At 73.4% G+C, this 19,282-nt stretch carries 17 protein-coding genes, 1 pseudogene and 1 riboswitch; of the genes and pseudogenes, 5 read left to right on the forward strand and 13 right to left on the reverse strand.

The window, feature by feature from the left end:
* Positions 1–6: 6 nt before the first annotated feature.
* The 4 genes from ACFYO8_RS04135 to ACFYO8_RS04150 form a co-directional block, all read right to left on the reverse strand.
* Positions 7–624: an ATP/GTP-binding protein gene (locus ACFYO8_RS04135; protein ID WP_354870472.1), complete on the reverse strand. Its 618-nt coding sequence runs from the start codon at positions 622–624 to the stop codon at positions 7–9.
* Positions 605–967: a DUF742 domain-containing protein gene (locus ACFYO8_RS04140; RefSeq protein ID WP_030501578.1), complete on the reverse strand. Its 363-nt coding sequence runs from the start codon at positions 965–967 to the stop codon at positions 605–607. The genes ACFYO8_RS04135 and ACFYO8_RS04140 overlap by 20 nt, the downstream gene beginning before the upstream one ends.
* 62 nt (positions 968–1,029) lie before the next feature.
* Positions 1,030–1,437, reverse strand: a complete 408-nt coding sequence (locus tag ACFYO8_RS04145; protein ID WP_013288588.1) for a roadblock/LC7 domain-containing protein — start codon at positions 1,435–1,437, stop codon at positions 1,030–1,032.
* The gene (locus tag ACFYO8_RS04150; RefSeq protein WP_387256799.1) at positions 1,434–4,460 is read right to left on the reverse strand and encodes a nitrate- and nitrite sensing domain-containing protein; all 3,027 of its coding nucleotides are present in this window, start codon (positions 4,458–4,460) and stop codon (positions 1,434–1,436) included. The genes ACFYO8_RS04145 and ACFYO8_RS04150 overlap by 4 nt, the downstream gene beginning before the upstream one ends.
* Positions 4,461–4,907: 447 nt before the next feature.
* Between ACFYO8_RS04150 and ACFYO8_RS04155 the strand changes: the two genes are divergently transcribed.
* On the forward strand, positions 4,908–6,089 hold the full coding sequence (locus ACFYO8_RS04155) for an ABC transporter substrate-binding protein (RefSeq protein ID WP_387256800.1): 1,182 nt from the start codon (positions 4,908–4,910) through the stop codon (positions 6,087–6,089).
* A gap of 106 nt (positions 6,090–6,195) precedes the next feature.
* On the opposite strand, the gene ACFYO8_RS04160 is transcribed toward ACFYO8_RS04155, so the two are convergent.
* Both ACFYO8_RS04160 and ACFYO8_RS04165 read right to left on the reverse strand, forming a co-directional pair.
* Positions 6,196–7,023, reverse strand: a complete 828-nt coding sequence (locus tag ACFYO8_RS04160; protein ID WP_387187755.1) for an ABC transporter permease — start codon at positions 7,021–7,023, stop codon at positions 6,196–6,198.
* A gap of 110 nt (positions 7,024–7,133) precedes the next feature.
* Positions 7,134–8,159 (reverse strand): ABC transporter substrate-binding protein, encoded by a 1,026-nt coding sequence (locus tag ACFYO8_RS04165; RefSeq protein WP_354870462.1) that lies wholly within the window; start codon positions 8,157–8,159, stop codon positions 7,134–7,136.
* A gap of 302 nt (positions 8,160–8,461) precedes the next feature.
* On the opposite strand from ACFYO8_RS04165, the gene ACFYO8_RS04170 reads away from it, so the two are divergent.
* The 4 genes from ACFYO8_RS04170 to ACFYO8_RS04185 all read left to right on the forward strand — a co-directional run bounded on the left by ACFYO8_RS04170 (position 8,462) and on the right by ACFYO8_RS04185 (position 13,330).
* Positions 8,462–9,244: an ABC transporter ATP-binding protein gene (locus tag ACFYO8_RS04170; RefSeq protein ID WP_354870459.1), complete on the forward strand. Its 783-nt coding sequence runs from the start codon at positions 8,462–8,464 to the stop codon at positions 9,242–9,244.
* Positions 9,245–9,246: 2 nt separating this feature from the next.
* Positions 9,247–10,197 (forward strand): LLM class F420-dependent oxidoreductase, encoded by a 951-nt coding sequence (locus ACFYO8_RS04175; RefSeq protein ID WP_354870456.1) that lies wholly within the window; start codon positions 9,247–9,249, stop codon positions 10,195–10,197.
* Positions 10,194–10,502 (forward strand): cupin, encoded by a 309-nt coding sequence (locus ACFYO8_RS04180; RefSeq protein WP_073828925.1) that lies wholly within the window; start codon positions 10,194–10,196, stop codon positions 10,500–10,502. Before ACFYO8_RS04175 ends, ACFYO8_RS04180 begins: the two co-directional genes overlap by 4 nt.
* 74 nt (positions 10,503–10,576) lie before the next feature.
* Complete coding sequence (locus tag ACFYO8_RS04185) at positions 10,577–13,330, forward strand: hypothetical protein (RefSeq protein WP_354870453.1); 2,754 nt, start codon at positions 10,577–10,579, stop codon at positions 13,328–13,330.
* Positions 13,331–13,377: 47 nt separating this feature from the next.
* Here ACFYO8_RS04185 and thiC read toward each other — a convergent pair.
* The 7 genes and pseudogenes from thiC to thiE form a co-directional block, all read right to left on the reverse strand.
* Positions 13,378–14,963, reverse strand: a pseudogene (gene thiC, locus ACFYO8_RS04190) (phosphomethylpyrimidine synthase ThiC).
* Positions 14,964–14,979: 16 nt separating this feature from the next.
* A complete protein-coding gene (thiD, locus tag ACFYO8_RS04195) occupies positions 14,980–15,768 on the reverse strand; it encodes a bifunctional hydroxymethylpyrimidine kinase/phosphomethylpyrimidine kinase (protein ID WP_354870447.1) in 789 nt (262 codons plus the stop codon).
* Positions 15,765–16,391, reverse strand: a complete 627-nt coding sequence (locus ACFYO8_RS04200; protein ID WP_354870793.1) for a thiamine phosphate synthase — start codon at positions 16,389–16,391, stop codon at positions 15,765–15,767. The genes thiD and ACFYO8_RS04200 overlap by 4 nt, the downstream gene beginning before the upstream one ends.
* Positions 16,392–16,450: 59 nt before the next feature.
* Entirely contained in the window at positions 16,451–17,233 is a 783-nt protein-coding gene (locus ACFYO8_RS04205) for a thiazole synthase (RefSeq protein ID WP_354870444.1), read from the reverse strand.
* Entirely contained in the window at positions 17,230–17,430 is a 201-nt protein-coding gene (gene thiS, locus ACFYO8_RS04210) for a sulfur carrier protein ThiS (protein ID WP_354870441.1), read from the reverse strand. The genes ACFYO8_RS04205 and thiS overlap by 4 nt, the downstream gene beginning before the upstream one ends.
* Positions 17,421–18,542: a glycine oxidase ThiO gene (thiO, locus tag ACFYO8_RS04215; RefSeq protein ID WP_357707301.1), complete on the reverse strand. Its 1,122-nt coding sequence runs from the start codon at positions 18,540–18,542 to the stop codon at positions 17,421–17,423. The genes thiS and thiO overlap by 10 nt, the downstream gene beginning before the upstream one ends.
* Positions 18,536–19,162, reverse strand: coding sequence for a thiamine phosphate synthase (gene thiE / locus ACFYO8_RS04220; protein ID WP_354870435.1), 627 nt, complete (start codon positions 19,160–19,162; stop codon positions 18,536–18,538). The genes thiO and thiE overlap by 7 nt, the downstream gene beginning before the upstream one ends.
* Positions 19,157–19,268, reverse strand: a riboswitch (TPP riboswitch). (Overlaps the previous gene by 6 nt.)
* Positions 19,269–19,282: the final 14 nt, after the last annotated feature.

Raw genomic sequence — 19,282 nt, forward strand, 5'->3', positions numbered from 1 at the left:
AGGCGGTCAGCCCACCGAGGCCGGGTAGCCGTGCTCGGCCTGGAGTCGGAGCATGGCGTGCTCGACCACCGTCACCAGCACCTGCTTGACCGAGTCGCGCCGCCGGGCGTCGCACAGCACCATCGGCACGTCCGGGGAGATGGCGAGCGCCTCCCGGATCTCCTCCAGCTCGTAGTGCGGCGCGTCTTCGAAGCGGTTCAACGCCACGACGTACGGCAGCTTGCGGTTCTCGAAGTAGTCCAGCGGCGCGAACGCGTCGGTGATCCGGCGGGTGTCCACGAGCACCGCCGCACCCACCGCGCCCCTGATGATCTCGTCCCACATGAACCAGAAGCGGGTCTGGCCGGGAGTGCCGAACAGATAGAGGATCAGGTCCTCGGCCATGGTGATACGGCCGAAGTCCATGGCGACCGTGGTGGTCTCCTTGCCCGGCACCTTCGACGCGTCGTCGATGCCCACGCCGGCCGCGGTCATCAGCGCCTCGGTGGTCAGCGGCTGAATCTCGGAGATCGCCCCGACGAGCGTTGTCTTGCCCACGCCGAAGCCACCCGCGATCACGATCTTCGCGGAGATGATCTCCCGGCCGCGGTTCACCCCGTCGGGGTCATAGTTCGCGAAGTCCACTTAGCACCCTTCCAAGCAGGTTCATCCGCGCCGCGAAACCCGTCGCGGGAGCGGCAGTGTGTAGCGTCAGCAGGCCCTCGGCCACCATGTCGGCGACCAGCACCCGGGTGACGCCCAGCGGCATCCGGGTGTAAGCGGCGATTTCCGCAAGCGATTGCGCCCGGCCCTCACAGACCGAGGAGATGCGGTACTTGTCGTGGCCGGCGAAGCGCGCCTCGGCCGACTGCGTAGGCGTGCTCGACAGCACTGCTTCGAGCGCGATGTTCTGCAACGGCTCGGTGCGACCCCGGGTGACCGCGTACGGCCTTACCAGCGCGCCACGTGGATCACGTCGCGGTTCCAACTCGCGATCACCTCCCCTCGTTCGGAGCCGCACCGGCTCCAGTCGTCAGCACCCCGGCCCGATCAGGACCGGACCGCGTCCCTCGGCAGCGGGACCAATGCCTGGCCGACCCGCTCCACCAGCAGCGCCATCTCGTAACCCACCTGGCCGACGTCGCAGCTACGCGCCGCGAGTACGGCCATCGACGAGCCGTCGCTGATGGACATCAGGAACAGGTAGCCGCTGTCCATCTCGATCACGGTCTGCAGCACACCGCCGGCGCTGAACATCCGCGCCGCACCCTCGGTCAGGCTCACCACGCCGGAGGTGATCGCGGCGAGCTGGTCGGCCCGGTCGCCGGGCAGGTCCCGCGAGGAGGCGAGCAGAAGTCCGTCCGCGGACACCGCCACCACGTGCGCGATGCCCGCGACGCTGTCGGCGAAGTTGGTGAGGAGCCACCCCATGTCCTGCATGGCCGCCGGCCTGTTCATCGGTTCGTCTCCTTGTTCGAGGTGCTGTTCGGGTCGGCGCCGGCCGTACGGCCCCGCTGGACGCCACGGTGGTAGGCGGAGAGCAGGCCGCGTACCTCGTCCGGCGTGCGCCGGCTGCGGTCCCGGCCACCCTTCGGCTCTATGCCGCCGGGCACGAGCTGGGCCTGCGGCACCCGCTTGGGCAGGCCGGAGCGGGTGGTGCCACCGGTGGTGGGATCCGCGGCACGGCTGGCCCGCGACCAGCCCTCGTCGGCCGCCGTACGCCAGGCCTCCGGGTCGATCGACGGCGCGGGCGCGGGCTCGGCGGCGGGCGGCGCCGGGGGCGGCGTCGCGGCCGCCGGAGGCGTGGACGGGACCTCCGGCGGGCTGTACGCCAGCGGCGTGGTCAGCCCCGACGCCTGGGCGCCCGGGGTACGGGTGGGCAGCTTCGGACGTGCCGACGCCGCGGGGGGCGCCACAGCCGGCTGTGCCGGCGCGGGCGGCTCGTCGAACGTGGGACGGTTGAAGATGGTGGTCTCGTCCTCTCCGTGCGAACGGAACCAGACCGCCTCCATCTCCCGGAATATCGGCGCCTCGGCCCGCTGCTCGGGCCGGGCCACCACGGGCGTCGCAGGGGTGCTCTCCAACGCCGGCGCCGCGGCGAGTGGCTGGTAGGCCGGAGGTGCGGCCTGGGTCGCGGATTGCGCCGCCTCGACACCCGGCGTCCGCTTGGGCAGGGGGGCGAGCGCGGGGTACGCCACGGTCGGGCCGGCCGACCAGCCCGCGCCGGAGACCGGAGCCGGCGCGGCGGTGGCGGGCGCCGCCACCGTGGGCAGCGCGCCGGTCGCTCCACCCAGGTGTACGGCGGGCGTGGTGTCACGCGTCTCGGCGGGCGTCTGCCACCTGGACGGCGGGGCGGTGGGCGCCCCGCGCCACTGGTCGGCGAGCGTCGCGGTGGCCGCACCCCGTCCCGCGCCGGCCAGCGCGTCGGCGGCGCCGACCTGGCTGAGCGGTGACTGCTCGACCGCGAGCGGCTGACGCGGCCGGGTCAGCGGGGCCTGGCCCCGGTTGGCCGGCAGCACCACAGTCGAGTTCGGCAGCGTGACCTGGGCGACGGTGCCGCCCTCGACGTTGCGGCGCAGTTCGACGCGGATCCCGTAGCGGGAGGCGAGCCGGCTCACCACGGCCAGACCCATCAGCCGGAACGCGGCCACGTCCACGGTCGGCGGCGCGGCCAGGCGCCGGTTGAGCGAGTCGAGCTGGTCGTCGCTGAGCCCCAGACCGCGGTCCTCGATCTGGATCAGCACGTAGTCGCGGATCCGGCGGCCGTCGGCCACCACCGAGGTGTTCGGCGGCGAGAACCGGGTGGCGTTGTCGAGCAGCTCGGCGACCAGCCGGACGACGTCGTTGACGGCGTGCGCGGCGACCGAGATGTCGGTGTCGACGGTGCCGAACTCGATCCGGTTGTAGAGCTCCACCTCGGACTGGGCGGCGCGCAGCACGTCGACCAGGAGCGCGTCGTCGCGACGCGGCACGGCCGAGTCGGCACCGGCCAGCACCAGCAGGTTCTCGTCGTTGCGGCGCATCCGGGTGGCCAGGTGGTCCAGCTCGAAGAGCTGCGCCAGCCGCTTCGGGTCCTCCTCGGAGCGCTCGATCGCGTCCAGTTCGCCGATCATGCGGTCGACCAGGCTCTGCGAACGGCGGGCGAGGTTGAGGAACATCGCCGAGACGCTGGTCCGCAGCGCGGCCTGCTCGGCCGCGATCCGGACCGCCTCGCGGTGGACCACGTTGAAGGCCACCGCCACCTGGCCGACCTCGTCGCGGTTGCTCAGCTTGATCGGGTCCCGTACCTGCTGGACGATCTCGTCCACGCCGCCGTCGCCGATGGCGTTGACGTTCTGCAGCCGGCTCACCGCGTCCGGCAGGTCGTGGTTGGCCACGGCGAGCGCGCCTTCACGCAGCCGGCGCAGCGAGTCGTTGAGCGAGCGGGCCAGCACCACGGCGAGCGTCACCGCGATGGCGAGCGTGAGCAGCACGAGCAGGCTCTCCACGATCGCCTGCCGGATCACGTCGGCGCGTACCTCGTCGGCGTCGGCCAGCATCTCGTCCAGGAGCTGGATCTCGGCCCACCGCATCAGGTCGTCGACCGCGCCGATGGCGGCGGACGCCTCGTCGCGGGTGACGAGGGAGGAACGCTCGACGGAGCGGGAGATGTCGCCGGCGACCCGGTCGGCGAGCTGGACGGCGTCACCGGAGACGGTGCGGTCCACCAGGGCCCGCTGGCCCGGCGTCGCGGTCCGGGAGAAGGTCAGCAGCGCCTCCTGCTGGCCGGTGAGCGTGGCCACGAAGGAGGAGAACTGCTCGCCGTCGATCCGGCCGCCGCCGAGGGCGGTGAAGGCCACCGCCTGCTCCTCGGCCACCGCGGCCTTGGCGTGGGCGAACGCGGCCACCGCGCGGCGGGCGTCGGCCAGGCTCTCCGCGCCCGGCTGCTGGGCCAGCGCGTCGCTGTACGCGACCAGGTCGCCCAGGACGATGCCGTAGCGCAGGCTCGCCTCGGCCACCGGCATCTGGAGCCGGTCCAGCACCTCCTGCCGGGTGCCGTTCAACATGGACAGGTGGGCGTCGATCACCTTGAGCTGGTTGCTGATCGCCGCCGGCAGGTCGCCGAGATCGGCCCGCCCCTTCTGGTACGCGTCGATGCGCTCGTCGGTCTGACGCACGCGCAGGTTGTACGCGTCCGGCTTCTGATTCGGGTCGGCCAGGAAGACCGCCGCCGCCATCCGCTCCTTGTGCAGGTCCTGGGTGAGCGCCGAGATGTCGACAGACACCGCGCTCAGCGACCGGATCCGGTCCGCCTCGTACGCGCCCTGGCCCACCGAGATGAGTCGGATAGTTGCCAGTGCGATGACAGCTGCCACCGGGACGACCAGGATGAGGGCGAGTTTGGATCGGATCCGCGCGTCGCGCAGCCTGGGCAGGCGCCGTCGGCGGTTCCGCTGTTCGGCGTTTGGGCTCCCGGGCAGGGTCGTAGGTCCGGTGCTCACGACATCGCCTCCGTCGTTTCTTCCACGCGCGACCCACTGACCCGTGCCTGGTGCAGCGGCCAGCGCCGCACGCGGCACGGCCGCGATTTCATCAGACGAGATCGTTTTTGGGAAGCCGCAGTGGGGCAGGAAACGGTCGGGGGTGGCGCAACCCGGGACCCGATCACCTAATACCTTCTTTTCTCCAACCCCCTGAACAGGGGATGTCACTCCAGAGTGGTCGAGCGCTTCTGTGCAGTAATTGTCGGTTAATGTTCCGTGTCCCCAGCATGTGGGATAGCCGTCCCGAAACAGGACTCCGGGCCCCGGCTTGACCACAGGCCCCGGCATTGGCAAGGTTTTGCAGGCTTCGCGCACACCGTACGGCACACCAATCCCGTTCCTCCACTGAGGACGGACTAGCGGCGGTGATCGGGCGTCGGCCCGCGCCGCACCTGGAGGACTGAGTTGAGCCCCATCCGCTCCGCGAGCATCGCGGCGCTCGCATCGGCCGTGCTGGCCACCACGCTCACCGGCTGCGGGATCGGCGGGGATCCGCAGGACACCAGCCCCATCGTGATCGCCGCCGATCTGGAGCTCTCCGGCGCTTCGGCGCCCGTCGGCAAGGTCTACCAACGGGCTCTGGAACTGAAGGTCGAGCAGTTGAACGCCTCCGGCGCGCTGGGCGGCCGGAAGATCGATCTGAGGGTCAAGGACAACCGCTCGGACGCCGCGGAATCCTTGCGGAACATCAATGATTTCAGCAGTGACTCACGGGTGAGCGCCGTCATCATGGGCGGCTGCAACGAATGCGCCGTCGGTGCGGCCCGCACGATCGGTGAGAAGCGCATTCCGACGATCGCACTGGCGTCGTCGAGCGCCGTCACCGAGCCGGTGGCCGAGCGGCGATATGTCTTCAAGCTCGCCCCGAACGCCGCGGACAGCGCCGCCGCGCTCGCCGCCGAACTGGACCGGCGCAACGTCCGCAAGGTGGCGCTGCTGCACAGCGCCGAGGGCTACGGCCAGGAAGGGCTCACCGCCCTGCGCCGCGAGCTGAGCAAGACCAGCGTGAAGCTGGTCGGCAACCAGTCGGTGCGGTCCACCGACACCGAGGTCACCACGCAGATCAACGAGCTGATCGAGCGCAAGCCGCAGGCGCTGGTCCTGTGGACCACGCCGGAGCAGGCCACGCTCGCCGCCACCACCGCCCGGCAGAGCAAGTTCCGCGGGTCGCTGTTCTTCGACTCCTCGGCCGCCGGTGACCTCTTCCTTGGCCCGTCGGCCCGATCCACCGAGGAGGCGACGCTGATCTTCACCCAGACCATGGTGATCGACGACGTGATCGCCACCACCCCGGCCAAGGCCGCGCGGCGGCAGTGGTTCCAGGACTACACCGCCCGGTTCGGTGGCTACAACGGCTTCTCCTCGTTCGCCGCGGACGCGGTCCAGCTGATCGCCGACGCCGAGCAGCGGGCCGGCGGCGAGCCGGGCAAGGTCGACCGGGACGCGCTGCGCGACGTGCTGGAGACCTCCCAGCTCGACGGGCTGTCCGGACCGATCCGGATGACGCCGGACAACCACTCCGGGTTGATGCCGCAGGCGTTGACGACGCTCGTGGCCCGTGGTGGTCGCTGGCGGCTCGCGGGTTAGTCGCCGTGGGGGGCGTGGCCCCACCGCAACCGGCTCCGGGCGGACAGGCTTGATCCCCGCGCCGGTTGCGGTGGGGCCACGCCTGTCGTGGCCGGCCCCCGCGCTCTCAGCGGGCTGAGGTGGTGGCCCGGACCCAGGGCAGGGCCAGGCGCTCGACCAGGCTCAGCGCGGCGTATAGCACGATGCTCATCAGGGCCACCAGCACGATCGCCGCCCACGCGGTGGCGGTGTCGCCAACCCCGTTGTACTGCAGGATCTGGTAGCCCAGACCCGGGCGGTCGGAGTAGAACTCGCCGATCACCGCGCCGATCGCGGCCAGCGGCATGGCCACCTTGAGCCCGACGAAGATCTGCGGCAGCGCGGCCGGGAAACGCACCTTGCGGAACGACTGCCACCACGAGGCGTTCAGCGACCGGCCCAGCTCCGCCAGGTCCGCCGGGGTGGTGGTCAGCCCGGTGGCGGTGGAGAGCACGATCGGGAAGAAGCAGAGCAGGAACACCATGGTCAGAATGGGTTTCTGCCCCCAGCCGACGGCCACCACCAGCAGCGGCCCGAACGCGATCTTCGGGACCGCGTTCACCGCCACCAGCAGCGGCGCGAACATCCGCTCCACCCGGCTGGAGGCGGCCAGCGCCATCCCGATCAGCACGCCGGCTGCCGACGAGAGCAGGAAGCCGAACAGGGTCATCCAGGTGGTGATGCCCAACGCGGGCACCAGCACCTCGGTGGTCCCGAGCAGCGACTCCCCCACCGCCTGCGGGGGCGGCAGCGCCGCCGGGTGCACCAGGCTCAGCCCCGAGGTGACCAGCCACCAGGCGGCCACCGCGATCACCAGGCCGAGCGCCGGCAGCCCGACCGCGGCCGGGCGTACGGCGAACCCACGCCGGGCGGCGGCCGGGCGCGGTTGCGGCACCTCCGGCCGGGCCTCGGTCAACTGTGTCAACGTGTCCTCCTCTCTGCGCCGGTCGGTCGACCGGCACGCGAAGGGGGTGCGCCCCACCGGGGTGTCCGGCGGGTCGCACCCCGTTGGCCCGAGCGGGCCGGTCAGGCCTTCGGCGCGAGGTTGAAGTCGATGATCTGGTCCGGGGTGAGGTTCTGCTTGATGGCGCCCGCGCCCTGCAGGAGCGCGATGCTCTTGGCCACCCGGCCACTGTCGAGCGTGCCGATAGCGGTGCCGGAGTTGCTCGACCGGACGTACGCGGCCATCAGCTTCAGCTCGGCGGAGGCCGCGGCCGGGACGGCGGCGGGCACGTTCTTCTTCAGGATCTCGCCCGCCTCGTCCGGGTTGGCCAGGGAGTACTCCAGGCCCTTGAGCAGCGCGGCGGTGAACTTCTTCACCATCTCCGGCTTCTCCTTGGCGTTCTTGGTGGAGGTGACCAGCACGTTGCCGTAGAGGTCCTGCATCACGTTGCTGTACGGCAGCAGGACGGCCTTCTTCTTGGTGACCGTCTCGATGGTGGGCTGGCCGACGACGAACTGGCCGATGCCGTCCACCGATCCGGAACCCAGCATGCCGATCAGCGTCTGCGCCTCCCCGTTGACCCAGGTCACCTTGCTGGCGTCGATGCCGGCGAGCCGCGCGTACGTCGGGAAGAGGTTGCGCACGACGGAGGTCGGGGTGTCGGCGAGCTTCTTGCCCTCGAGGTCCTTGGGGGTGGCGATGTTCTTGCCCTCGACCGAGGCGATGGCGGCCATGGTGCGCTGCTGGATCGCCGCCACCGCGACGAAGCCCTGGGCCTGGCCGTTGGCGAGCTGGAGGATGGCGCCGGTCAGGTCGACCGGGGCGAAGTCCGCCTGCCCACCGGCGACCTGAACCACCCCACCCGTGCCCTGGCCGGGCTTGATGTCGACGTCGAACCCGGCCTCCTTGAAGAAGCCCTTGTCCTTCGCCACCCAGGCGTAGGAGTCACGGCCGAAGTTGCCGAACGAGGTGAGGTACGTCACCTTCTCCAGCGCCGCGCCGTTGCCGCCGCCGCTCTCGGACTTGTCCGAGTCGCTGCTGCAGCCGCCCACCAGGGCGAGGGCGGTCGCCAGAGCCGCGGCGGCGACCGTACGGGTCAGCCTTCTCATCAGTGCACCATGTCCTTTCCGACCAGGACTTCTTCGCCGGTCGGGTCGTGGGTCCGACGGGGTCGGCAGCTGAGTTGGGCCGACTGGGCCGTCGTGAGGGGACTCTTCGCGCGCAACAGAGTACGAGAAGGCAGATGACCTCCCGCCGCCGTCCCGGTTTCGGAACGGAAACGAAGTTGCGTGACGGAAAGTGGACTGACGTCCACCCCGGACGGTGCTATAAGCACACCGCCCCGCTACGCTAGCCCGGCTCGCGTTCGAGACGACGTGGACGAGACGATGTGGAAGGGAGCCGGCGGGAGATGATTCGACTGTCCGGGGTGTCCCGCACCTTCGACGGCCGTTCGGGACGGGTGGAGGCGCTGCGCGGCATCGACCTCGACGTCGCCGAAGGTGAGTTCGTCGCCGTCCTCGGCCGGTCCGGCTGCGGCAAGTCCACGCTGCTGCGCATGATCGCCGGCCTATTGCCGGTCACCGACGGTGAGATCACCGTGGCCGGTAAGCCGATCACGAAACCCCGACGCGACGTGGCCATGCTGTTCCAGCGGCCGGCGCTGCTGCCCTGGCGCTCGGTGCTGGACAACGTGCTGCTGCCGGTGGAGATCTTCGGCTGGCGCCGCGCCGAGCACCGCGACCGGGCCCGCAATCTGCTGGAGATGGCCGGGCTGGGCGGCTTCGAGAAGCGCCTCCCGCACGAGCTGTCCGGCGGCATGCAGCAGCGCGTGTCGCTGTGCCGGTCGCTGATCGGCTCGCCCCGCGTGATGCTCATGGACGAGCCGTTCTCCGCCCTCGACGCGCTCACCCGGGAAGAACTCTCCGGCGAACTCCAGCGGGTGCACATGGAGACGAAGGCGACGATCGTCTTCGTCACCCACTCGATCGACGAGGCGGTGCTGCTCGCCGACCGGGTCGTCGTGCTCAGCCCGCGCCCCGGGCGCATCCGCGAGGTGGTCGAGGTGAACGTGCCCCGGCCCCGCACGCTGGGTCGCCACGAACACCTGGCCGACGTCGCGCGGATCAGCGCCGAACTGCACGAACTGCTGATGGAGCGGGACGCCCCGGGCGTACCCGTGGGAGGACGGTGACCATGCGGGTCTCGGTGTTCACCGAACCCCACCGCGGAGCGGACTACGACGACCAGCTCCGGTTCGCCCGGCTGGTCGAGGAGACCGGCTTCGAGGGCTTCTTCCGGGCCGACCACTACCGGGCCATGGGGGACGAGCCGGGGCTGCCCGGCCCCACCGACGCCTGGCTGACGCTCGCCGCGCTGGCCCGGGAGACCTCCCGGATCCGGCTCGGCACGCTTGTCACGTCCGCCACGTTCCGGCTCCCCGGGCCGCTCGCGGTCATGGTCGCCCAGGTCGACCGGATGAGCGGCGGCCGGGTCGAGCTGGGCATCGGCGCCGGCTGGTACGAGCGCGAGCACACCGCGTACGGCATCCCGTTCCCGCCCGTCGCCGAACGCTTCGACCGGCTCGCCGAGCAGCTGGAGATCGTCACCGGGCTGTGGCGCTCCCCGTCCGACGAGACGTACAGCTTCACCGGCGAGCACTACCGGCTGGCCGACGCCCCCGCGCTGCCCAAGCCGGTGCAGCAGCCCGGCCCGCCGGTGATCGTCGGCGGTCGGGGACCCAAGCGCACGCCCGAGCTGGCCGCCCGCTACGCCGACGAGTTCAACATGCCGTTCAAGAGCGTGGCCGAGACCGCCGCCGCGTACGAGCGGGTGCGGGAGGCATGCGACCGCGTCGGGCGGGCCGATACCGGCCGCGCGCCGCTGACGCTCTCGGCCGGCATCGTGGTGGCGATCGGGCGCACCGACGCCGAGGCGCAGCGCCGGGCCGCGCCGCTGCACGTCACGAGCGCGCTGCCGCCGGAGGACCCGGTGGTCGGCTCCCCCGCCCAGCTCGTCGACCGGATCGGCGAGTTCGCCGCGATCGGGGCCACCCGGGTGCACCTGCGCCTGATCGACTTCGACGACCTCGACCACGTGGAGCTCATCGCCGCCGAGGTGCTCCCCCGACTGGACGGACCACGATGACCGAACTCTCCGCGGACCTCGAACTCGGGCCGGTGGGCCAGGAGATCGTGTACGAGAACGACCGGGTACGTGTCTGGCACATCCGGCTGGAGCCGGGTGAGCGGCAGCCGCTGCACCGCCACGACCACCCGTACCTGGTGGTGGCGATCCAGGGCGCGAAGAACGTGGTGCAGACGATCGACGGCGCCACCATCGACGCCGACGAGCCGACCGGCGGCGTGGTCTACCGGGATCCGGGCGCGGTGCACATGCTCACGAATGTCGGCGACACCACATACCTCGCGCGCCTGGTCGAGCTGAAGTAGCCACGCCGGCGGGTTCGCCGCGCCGCGCGGCGGCAAGGTGGCGATCGGGGTCACCGGGCCGTAACGTGCCGGACATGGCCTTTCGGACGTGGGGCAGGCTGCTGCTCACGGCGCTCGGCGTGAGCGTACTGGCCGGGGCCGGCCAGTTGGGCATCGCGTACGGCTTCGGAGTCGTACGCCTCGACGGCGCGTTCGTCGACGTCTCGGCAAACCGGTGGCCCGCCCAGCTCGTCTGGGTGGGCTGGTTCGCCGCTGTCGCCACGGTCGCCGGAGCCGTCCTCACCGAGCGCATCGCCCGCCGCGACGACGGTCCCGCCGGCACCACCGAACTGCTCTCCGTCGCCGGTGTCGGCGCGCTGGGCGCGATGGTGGTCGCCCCGCTGTGCATGCAGCCGGCCCGCGCGGCCGAGCTGGGCGGCTCCGTCGACCCGGCCTGGGCCGCCGGCATCTGCGCCGCACTCGGCGCGGTGGTCGGGGCGGGCGCCGCGATCGCCGTGCTGCTCAAGCCGCCGTTCGGCTGGGGGGTGGCGATCACCGCCGGGATCGTCTGGCTGCTGGCGCTGCTCTCCGTCGCGCCCACGATCGTCTCCAGCCGCCCGCTGGCCACGGTACGGCTCGGCGTGCTCGAACCCTCCTGGCTGGATGCGGCGGCGGCCCAACGCCTGTCCATGCTGCTGCTGCCCGTGCTCGCCCTGCTCGCCGGCGGGGCGGTCGGCGTGCTCGCCCGCCGGGCCGGGTGGCCGCCGCTGGTCGGTGGCGCGGCCGGGGCAGCCGGCCCGGTGCTCGTCGCGTTCGCCTACCTGACCGCCGGTCCCGGCTCGGCCACCGACCGCTACCAGGTCGCGCCCTACTACGGCGCGCTGATCGCCGTGATCGCCGGCGCGCTCGGCTCGACCGCCACCACGATGCTGCCGCGACCGGTCACCGTCACCGGTGACCCCGATGCCGTCGAGGCCACCGACATCCTCGCGCCGCTGCCGCACTCGTCCACCCCGGTCGCGCCGGCCGCCCCGCCCACACCTCCGGTGACGAGCGGCGCCGCCGCGCCCGCGCACTGGAACTGGCCGGAGCCCGGCGGCTCGACCACGACGTCGGCGCCGGTCGGCGCCGATCTTCCCGCCGCCGACCGGCCCGCCGTCCCCGGTCTGCCCACCGCCGATCAGCCGGCGGGCGACCGTCCGGCCACCGTTGACAGGACGACCCACGGCCAGCCCATGCCGGGGCTGCTGCCCCCGGGGCGCCGGACCTCGGCCATCGACGTCCTCGCCGCGGGCCGCCCGATCCCGGGTTCGGGCGCGGGACCGGGCGCGGACAGCGGCACGGACACGGCCCACGCGGACAGCACCGCCGGCACGGCCGCCGGGAGGGGCGATGCCGGGCCGGCTCAGGAACCGACGGCGACCACGCCACGGGTGACCCGGCCCCGGCGTACCCGCGCCGGCCGGTCCACCGACGGGCCGGTGTCACCCGCCGACGCTTCCACCGCACCCCGCACCGCGGATGCCACCTCCCCGGGCACCACAGCCGGGGACGCGTCGCCGGCCACCGGCGGCACCACCGAGAGCCACGTCCCCGGCCCGCGGACGGACGGCGGTGACCTCGCCGGACCGGTCCCGGCCGACGCGGACGGCACCACCGCCGCCGTGCCACCGGCCGAGTCCACTGCCGGGACCGGTCGCTCCGCCCGTTCCCGGCGCGGCCGCACCCCGAAGGCCGGGCCACGCGCCGCCGGCCCGGCCGCACCCGACACCGCCCCGGCCGACGCCGCCCCGGCCGACGCCACACCGACGACGCCGGCCGAGCAGACCGACGCCATGCCGACGACGCCGAGCCGCCCCGCCGGCACCACGCCGAGCAACCCGGCCGGCACCACGCCGAGCAACCCGGCCGCCGCCAGGCCGGACGTGCCGGGCGGACGGACCGAAGCCGCGCCCACGGCCACCAGCGCGCGGTCCGGCTCGACCGCGGTCCCGCCGACGGTGACCGGCGGGCCGGGCCGCCCGGCCCCGGACGCCGCGAACACCGCCCCGATCCCACCGGCCGCGGACCCGGCCCGGGGCGACGCGAGCGCGGCCTCGACGCCGGGCCGCGTGAACTCCGGCACTCCCGACGGTTCCCTCGGCGGCCCGGCGCCCCGCACCGGCTCCCCAGCCGGCGAGGACGCATCGGCCGGGCGTACCCGGAGCAGTTTCTTCTTCGACGACGACCCGGCGCCGGTCCCGTCGTCCCGGCCCCGGTTCCCGATGTTCGAGGAGGTCGCCGGCGCGCCCGGCGAGGTACGACCGGCCTGGCCGATCACCCGGGCGAGCCGCCCGCAGCGCGTCACCGCCGAACCGGACGCACCGACCCGGGACGGCGCGGAGGCGACCACCCCCGCCGAGCCGGCGCCGCGGCCCCGCCATCGGGGTCTGCCCGAGCCGGGCGCGAGCGCCGGCTGGGACGCGCTCGCCACGAACGCCCGTCCCGCCGGGCCGGTTTCCCGGCCGGAGGCGAAAGCCGCACTGCCGGTCGCCCGACCGGAGCCGGCGACCGCCGTACCGGCCGAGGCCGGTGCCGACACCGCGCTGCCCGAGGCGAGCGAGCCGGACTTGCGGCGCGGGCGGCACGCCGGCCCGGAGGACGTCGACGTGCCCGCCGGGAAGACGAAGACCCGGCGCGGCCTGTTCCGGCGTAACCGGCCCAAGGCCGACCCGGAGCCGGCCGACGGTACGGCCGAGCCGGATGCCGCCGCCGACGACGAGTACGTCGACTGGGTTGCCGGTCTCGCCTCGGACGACAACGCCGACGACTCCCGCTCGCTGCGTACCGGGCGGCACCACCGCGACTGAACGGCGGCCGGGGCGGGCCGGATCGTGACGGCCCGCCCCGGCCTCGCTCAGGCCAGCGGCAGGTAGACCCGTGAGCCGGAGGCGACGAACTCCTCCGACTTGCCGCGCATGCCCCCGCGCGGCATAGTCCTTCAGCTCCTGCGTGATCTTCATGGAGCAGAACTTCGGCCCGCACATCGAGCAGAAGTGCGCGGTCTTCGCGGGCTCGGCGGGCAGCGTCGCGTCGTGGTACGCCCGCGCGGTCTCCGGGTCGAGCGCCAGGTTGAACTGGTCGGACCAGCGGAACTCGAACCGGGCCTTCGACAACGCGTCGTCCCACGCCTGCGCGCCGGGGTGCCCCTTGGCCAGGTCGGCCGCGTGCGCGGCGATCTTGTATGCGATCACGCCCGCCTTCACGTCGTCCCGGTCGGGCAGCCCGAGGTGCTCCTTCGGGGTGACGTAGCAGAGCATCGCGGTGCCGAACATCCCGATCATCGCCGCGCCGATCGCCGAGGTGATGTGGTCGTACGCGGGCGCGACGTCGGTGGTCAGCGGTCCGAGCGTGTAGAACGGCGCCTCGTGGCACCACTCCTGCTGGAGGTCCACGTTCTCCTTGATCTTGTGCATCGGCACGTGCCCGGGGCCCTCGATCATCACCTGCACGTCGTGCTCCCAGGCGACCTTCGTCAGCTCGCCGAGCGTGCGCAGCTCGGCGAACTGCGCCTCGTCGTTGGCGTCGGCGATGGACCCGGGGCGCAGGCCGTCACCGAGGGAGAACGTCACGTCGTACCGGGCCAGGATCTCGCACAGCTCGGCGAAGTTCGCGTAGAGGAAGTTCTCCTCGTGGTGCGCCAGGCACCAGGCCGCCATGATCGAGCCGCCCCGGGAGACGATCCCGGTGACCCGGTCCACGGCCAGCGGCACGTACGGCAGCAGCACGCCCGCGTGCACGGTCATGTAGTCGACGCCCTGTTCCGCCTGCTCGATGACCGTCTCGCGGAACACCTCCCAGCTCAGCTTCACCGGGTCACCGCCGACCTTCTCCAGCGCCTGGTAGATCGGCACCGTGCCGATCGGCACCGGCGCGTTCCGCACGATCGCCTCGCGCGTGGCGTGGATGCGCTTGCCGGTGGACAGGTCCATCACGGTGTCCGCGCCCCACCGGGTCGCCCAGGTCAGCTTCTCCACCTCCTCGGCCACCGACGAGGTGACCGCCGAGGTGCCGATGTTGGCGTTCACCTTCACCAGGAACGCCTTGCCGATGATGGCCGGCTCGCACTCCGGGTGGTTGACGTTCAGCGGCAGTACCGCCCGACCGGCCGCGATCTCGTCCCGGACGAACTCCGGTGACACCGACTCACGGATCGCCACGAACTCCATCTCCGGCGTGACGATCCCGGCCCGCGCGTGGGCGAGCTGAGTCGGACGGGTCCCCCGCCAGCGGCGTGCCGGCGCCGCGTACCGGGGCGACGTCGCCGCGCTCGGCGATCCACGGCCCGCGCAGCGCGGGCAGCCCCACCTCCGGGTCGGAGCCGGGACCGGAGGTGTCGTAGAGCCGTACCGGCGGGTTGTCCCCGGTCAGCGTCACCTCGGCGAACGGCACCCGGATGTCGGGGCGTGACCCTTCCACGTACACCTTGCGACGTGCCTGCATGACAGCCTCCTGTCGCTCATGCGGACCAGCCGAAGTGGTCGAGCGGCCCGCGGCCCGCGCCCAGCTCCCAGCCCTGCGCGCCGGTCAGCGCGCGGGTGACGTACTCCTTGGCGGCCTCCACAGCGACCGGCACCGCGTCGCCCGCGGCGAGCCGGACCGCGACGGCGGCCGAGAACGAACAGCCGGTGCCGTGGTTGTGCCGGGTGTCCACCCGGGGCGCGCGCAGCAGGCGCGTGGTTCCGCCGCCCGCGAGCACGTCCACCGACTCGCCGTCGGCGTCCACGTCGCCGCCGGTCACCACGACGAACGCCGGTCCGCGCGCGGCGAGCGCCTCGGCCGCCGCGACCATCTCCGCCACGGTGCCCACCGGGCCTCCGGTGAGGGCAGCGGCCTCCGCGCAATTGGGTGTCGCCACCACCGCGTACGGCAGCAGCCGCTCGACCGCCTCCACCACGCCGAGCCGGTGCCCGCTGGTGGCGACCAGCACCGGATCGACGACCAGGTGCGGCAGGCGCCCGCCCCGGGCCGCCTCGGCCACCGCGTCGGCGACCGCCGGCGTGCCGAGCATCCCCGTCTTCACGGCACGCACGTCGAAGTCGCCGAGCACGCTGTCCATCTGGTCGCGCACCGTCTGCGGGGGCAGCGGCAGGACGGCGTCCACACCCCGGGTGCTCTGCGCGGTGACGGCGGTGAGCACGCTGGTGCCGTACGCGCCGAGCGCGGCGAACGTCTTGAGGTCGGCCTGGATGCCTGCTCCCGCGCCGGAGTCGGAGCCGGCGATGGTGAGGACTGTTCTCGGCGTCACTTGTCTTCTCCGGTGGTTGCGGTGACCGCCTCCTGGAAGGCTCTGCCCAGCGTGGTGGCGGTTTCGGCGGGGTCCTGGGCGCGCATGATCGCGCCCAGCACTGCTACTCCTGTGGCGCCTGCCTCGACGACTGCGGTGACCTGCGCCGGGGTTTCGATGCCGCCGAGGGCGAGCACCGGGACCGGGCTCGCCGCGATCAGCTCGTGTAGTCCATCGGGTTGCAGCGCCGGGCCGTAGCCGGGTTTCGTGCGGGTCTCGTAGACCGGCGACAGCGTCGCGTAGTGCTCGGTGGTGAGCCGGGCCAGCTCGGCGGTGTCGTGGCAGGATCGGCCGACCAGTCCGACGACGGGCGGCGGGTACGGGCCGGCGGCGGGCAGGTGCACCGCGTCCCCGTCGAGTGGATCGGGTCCGGCGACGATCAGCGTGCCGCCCGCCTCGGCGAGGATCGCGCGCAGGTCGACCGCGAGCGCGAGGCGTTCGGCGCGGGGCAGGTCCTTCTCCCGCAGCACCACCCACCGCACTCCCCCGCCCACCGCGTGCGCCACCACATCGACGAGCGCCCCCCGGGCCACCCTTCGATCGGTAAGCAGCACGACCCCGGTCGGGCCGGTGTAGTTCTTGATATCTGGCCGCCCCTTGGAGTGCGCCCCCGTACCAAGATCGTCCAAAGCTCGGGCGGCGGTCACAGGTCGGGCCGTCCGTCGTCGGGGGTGGAGGCCAGCGCGTGGAAGCGGCGGGCGATCCGGCCCGCGCCGTACGCGAGGCGGCCGGCCTCGACCGCGTAGCGCATCGCCGTGGCCATCGCCACCGGGTCGGCGGCCCGGGTCACGGCGCTGGCCAGCAGCACCGCGTCGCAGCCCAACTCCATCGCCAGCGCCGCGTCGGAGGCGGTGCCGATGCCCGCGTCGAGCACCACCGGCACGTCGACCGACTGCCGGATCAGCCGGATGTGGTGCGGGTTGCCGATGCCCAGCCCGGAACCGATCGGCGAGCCGGCCGGCATCACCGCCGCGCATCCCACGTCGGCGAGCCGCCGCGCCAGCACCGGATCGTCCGAGGTGTACGGCAGCACCGTGAACCCGTCCGCCACCAACTCCTCGGCGGCGCGCAGCAGCTCCACCCCGTCGGGCAGGAGCGTGCGCTCGTCGCCGATCACCTCAAGTTTCACCCAGTCGGTGTCGAACGCCTCCCGGGCCAGGTGCGCCGTCTTCACCGCCTCCACGGCGGTCCGGCAGCCGGCCGTGTTCGGCAGCAGCCGTACGCCGCACCGCTCCACCAGGTCGAGCAGCCCGCCCGACCCGCCGGGCGTGGTGTCCACCCGGCGCAGCGCCAGCGTCACCAGCTCGGTGCCGGAGGCACGGATCGCCTGCTCCAGCACGTGCAGGTTGGCCGCGCCGCCGGTGCCGAGGACGAGCCGGGAGCCGAACGTGACCCCGCCGATCTCCAGCGTGGACATGCCGCTCACCCGCCCTGGGTGGCGCTGAGCACCTCGACCCGGTCGCCGTCGCGCAGCACGCTCGCCGACCAGCCGCCGCGCGGCACCACCTCGCCGTTCACCGCCACCGCGAGCCCGCGCTCCCGGTCGGTGACGGCGCGCACCACCTCGGCGACCGTGACACCGTCGGGCAGCGTGCGGCCGGTGCCGTTGACGATCAGTTCCACGTGCGCTCCTTCCCGAAGCGGTCCGGGGTGAAGGGGGCGAGCGCGGAATCCGGCTCGCCGGTGACGATCAGCTCGGTGACCAGGTCGGCGGTGACCGGGGTGAGCACGATGCCGTGCCGGTGGTGCCCGGTGGCCACGAGCACCCCCGGCCGTCCGGGCAGCGGCCCGATGATCGGCGCGTTGTCCGGCGTACCGGGGCGCAGCCCGGCGACGGCCTCCACCAGCTCGTACTCGACGAGTTCCGGCACCAGCTCCGCGGCGGCGCGCAGCAGCGTCAGCACCCCGCCGGCGGTGACCTCGGTGTCCGCGCGCTCCTCGACTGTCGCCCCGACCACCACCTCACCGCTGTCCCGGGGCACCAGGTAGACCGACTCGCTGTCCGCGTACCCCCGGATCACGTGCCGGAAGGCCGGCGGACCGCCACCGGGCGCGCGCAGCCGCAGCACCTGGCCCTTCACCGGGCGGACCGGCAGACCGGTCAGCGCCGCCGCGCCGCAACCGGCCGCGACCACGGTGACCCGGGCGTCCACCTCGGACAGCGCGCCGACGCGGGCCGGGCGCAGCTCCACCCCGGCCCGTCCGGCGGCCGTGCGCAGCGCCGCGACCAGCCGGCGCGGGTCGACCTGGTGGTCGCCGGGGGCCACCGCGCCACCGCGCACGCGCGGCGCCAGCGCCGGCTCGCGGTCGCGCAGCTCCGAGGGGCGCAGCGGCGTGATCGGCAGTCCCAGACCCCGTTGGTACGACCACAGCCGCCCCGCCTCGGCCAGGTCGTCGGCGGTGAGCCCGACGACGAGCGTGCCCTCGGTGCGGTAGCCGAGGTCGACGCCGCTCGCCTCGGCCAGCTCGGCGGCGAAACCGGGCCAGCGGGCGGCGGACCCGACGAGCAGGGCGGTCAGCTCGTGCTCACCGAAGTACGCCTCGGCGACCGGCGAGAGCATCCCGGCGGCCACCGACGAGGCGCCCGAACCGGGCCGGTCGTCGTGCACCACCACACGCAGTCCGCGCTGCGCGCACCGCCACGCGACGGCGAGTCCGACCGGCCCGGCGCCCACCACCGCCACGTCGGGCCCTCTGTCAACGCCTCCGGTAGCGGAAGGGCCCTCTCTCACCACGTCAGCGCCCGCATCAACTCGGCCGCGGCGTGTGCGGGATCGGCGGCCGTGCTGAGCGCGCCGACCACCGCCACCCCGTACGCCCCGGCCGCCCGCAGTGCCGGCACACCCGCGGCGGTCACCCCACCGATCGCGATGATCGGCACGCCCACCGCCTCGGCGACCGCGCGTACCCCCTCGGGGCCGATCGGATCCGGCAGGCCGGACTTGGTCGTGGTGACGTGACACGGGCCCACGCCCAGGTAGCTCGCGCCCGCGTCCACCGCCGCGCGGGCGCCCACCGGCTCCCGGGCGGTCGCGCCCAGCACGGCGTCCGGGCCGAGCACCCGGCGCGCGGCGGCCACGGGCAGGTCGTCCGCGCCGACGTGGCCACCGGCGGCGCCCACCGCCAGCGCCACGTGCAGCCGGTCGTTCACCAGGCACTGTGCCCCGTACGGCCGGCACTCCTGCGCCACCCGGCACGCCAGCTCGTACGCCTCCCGGTCGGTGGCGTCGTCCTCCACGCGCACCTGCACGACGAGTTCGGCGCCGGCCACCGGCAGGGCGGCACGCAGCACGGCGAGCGGGTCACGCCCCGGCCGGGTGTCGGTGACGAGATGCAGTCGTCCCAGGGACAGCACGGCAACGCTCCTCCCTGCGCCGGCATTACCCGGATCAGGTTCGACGGTCGGGGGCTCCCAGCCCCCCTCTCAGCCCGGTCCGCACCGGGCTCCCGTGGGTTACTTGCGGCCTACCGTACG

The organism is Micromonospora sp. NPDC005257 (assembly GCF_042872445.1).
Classification (GTDB): Bacteria; Actinomycetota; Actinomycetes; order Mycobacteriales; family Micromonosporaceae; genus Micromonospora.

Coding starts and splice junctions, on each gene's coding strand:
- ACFYO8_RS04165 (WP_354870462.1), bottom strand. CDS start 8,159: ATGAGAAGGCTGACCCGTACGGTCGCCGCCGCGGCTCTGGCGACCGCC.
- ACFYO8_RS04145 (WP_013288588.1), bottom strand. CDS start 1,437: ATGAACAGGCCGGCGGCCATGCAGGACATGGGGTGGCTCCTCACCAAC.
- ACFYO8_RS04175 (WP_354870456.1), top strand. CDS start 9,247: ATGCGGGTCTCGGTGTTCACCGAACCCCACCGCGGAGCGGACTACGAC.
- ACFYO8_RS04170 (WP_354870459.1), top strand. CDS start 8,462: ATGATTCGACTGTCCGGGGTGTCCCGCACCTTCGACGGCCGTTCGGGA.
- ACFYO8_RS04180 (WP_073828925.1), top strand. CDS start 10,194: ATGACCGAACTCTCCGCGGACCTCGAACTCGGGCCGGTGGGCCAGGAG.
- ACFYO8_RS04185 (WP_354870453.1), top strand. CDS start 10,577: ATGGCCTTTCGGACGTGGGGCAGGCTGCTGCTCACGGCGCTCGGCGTG.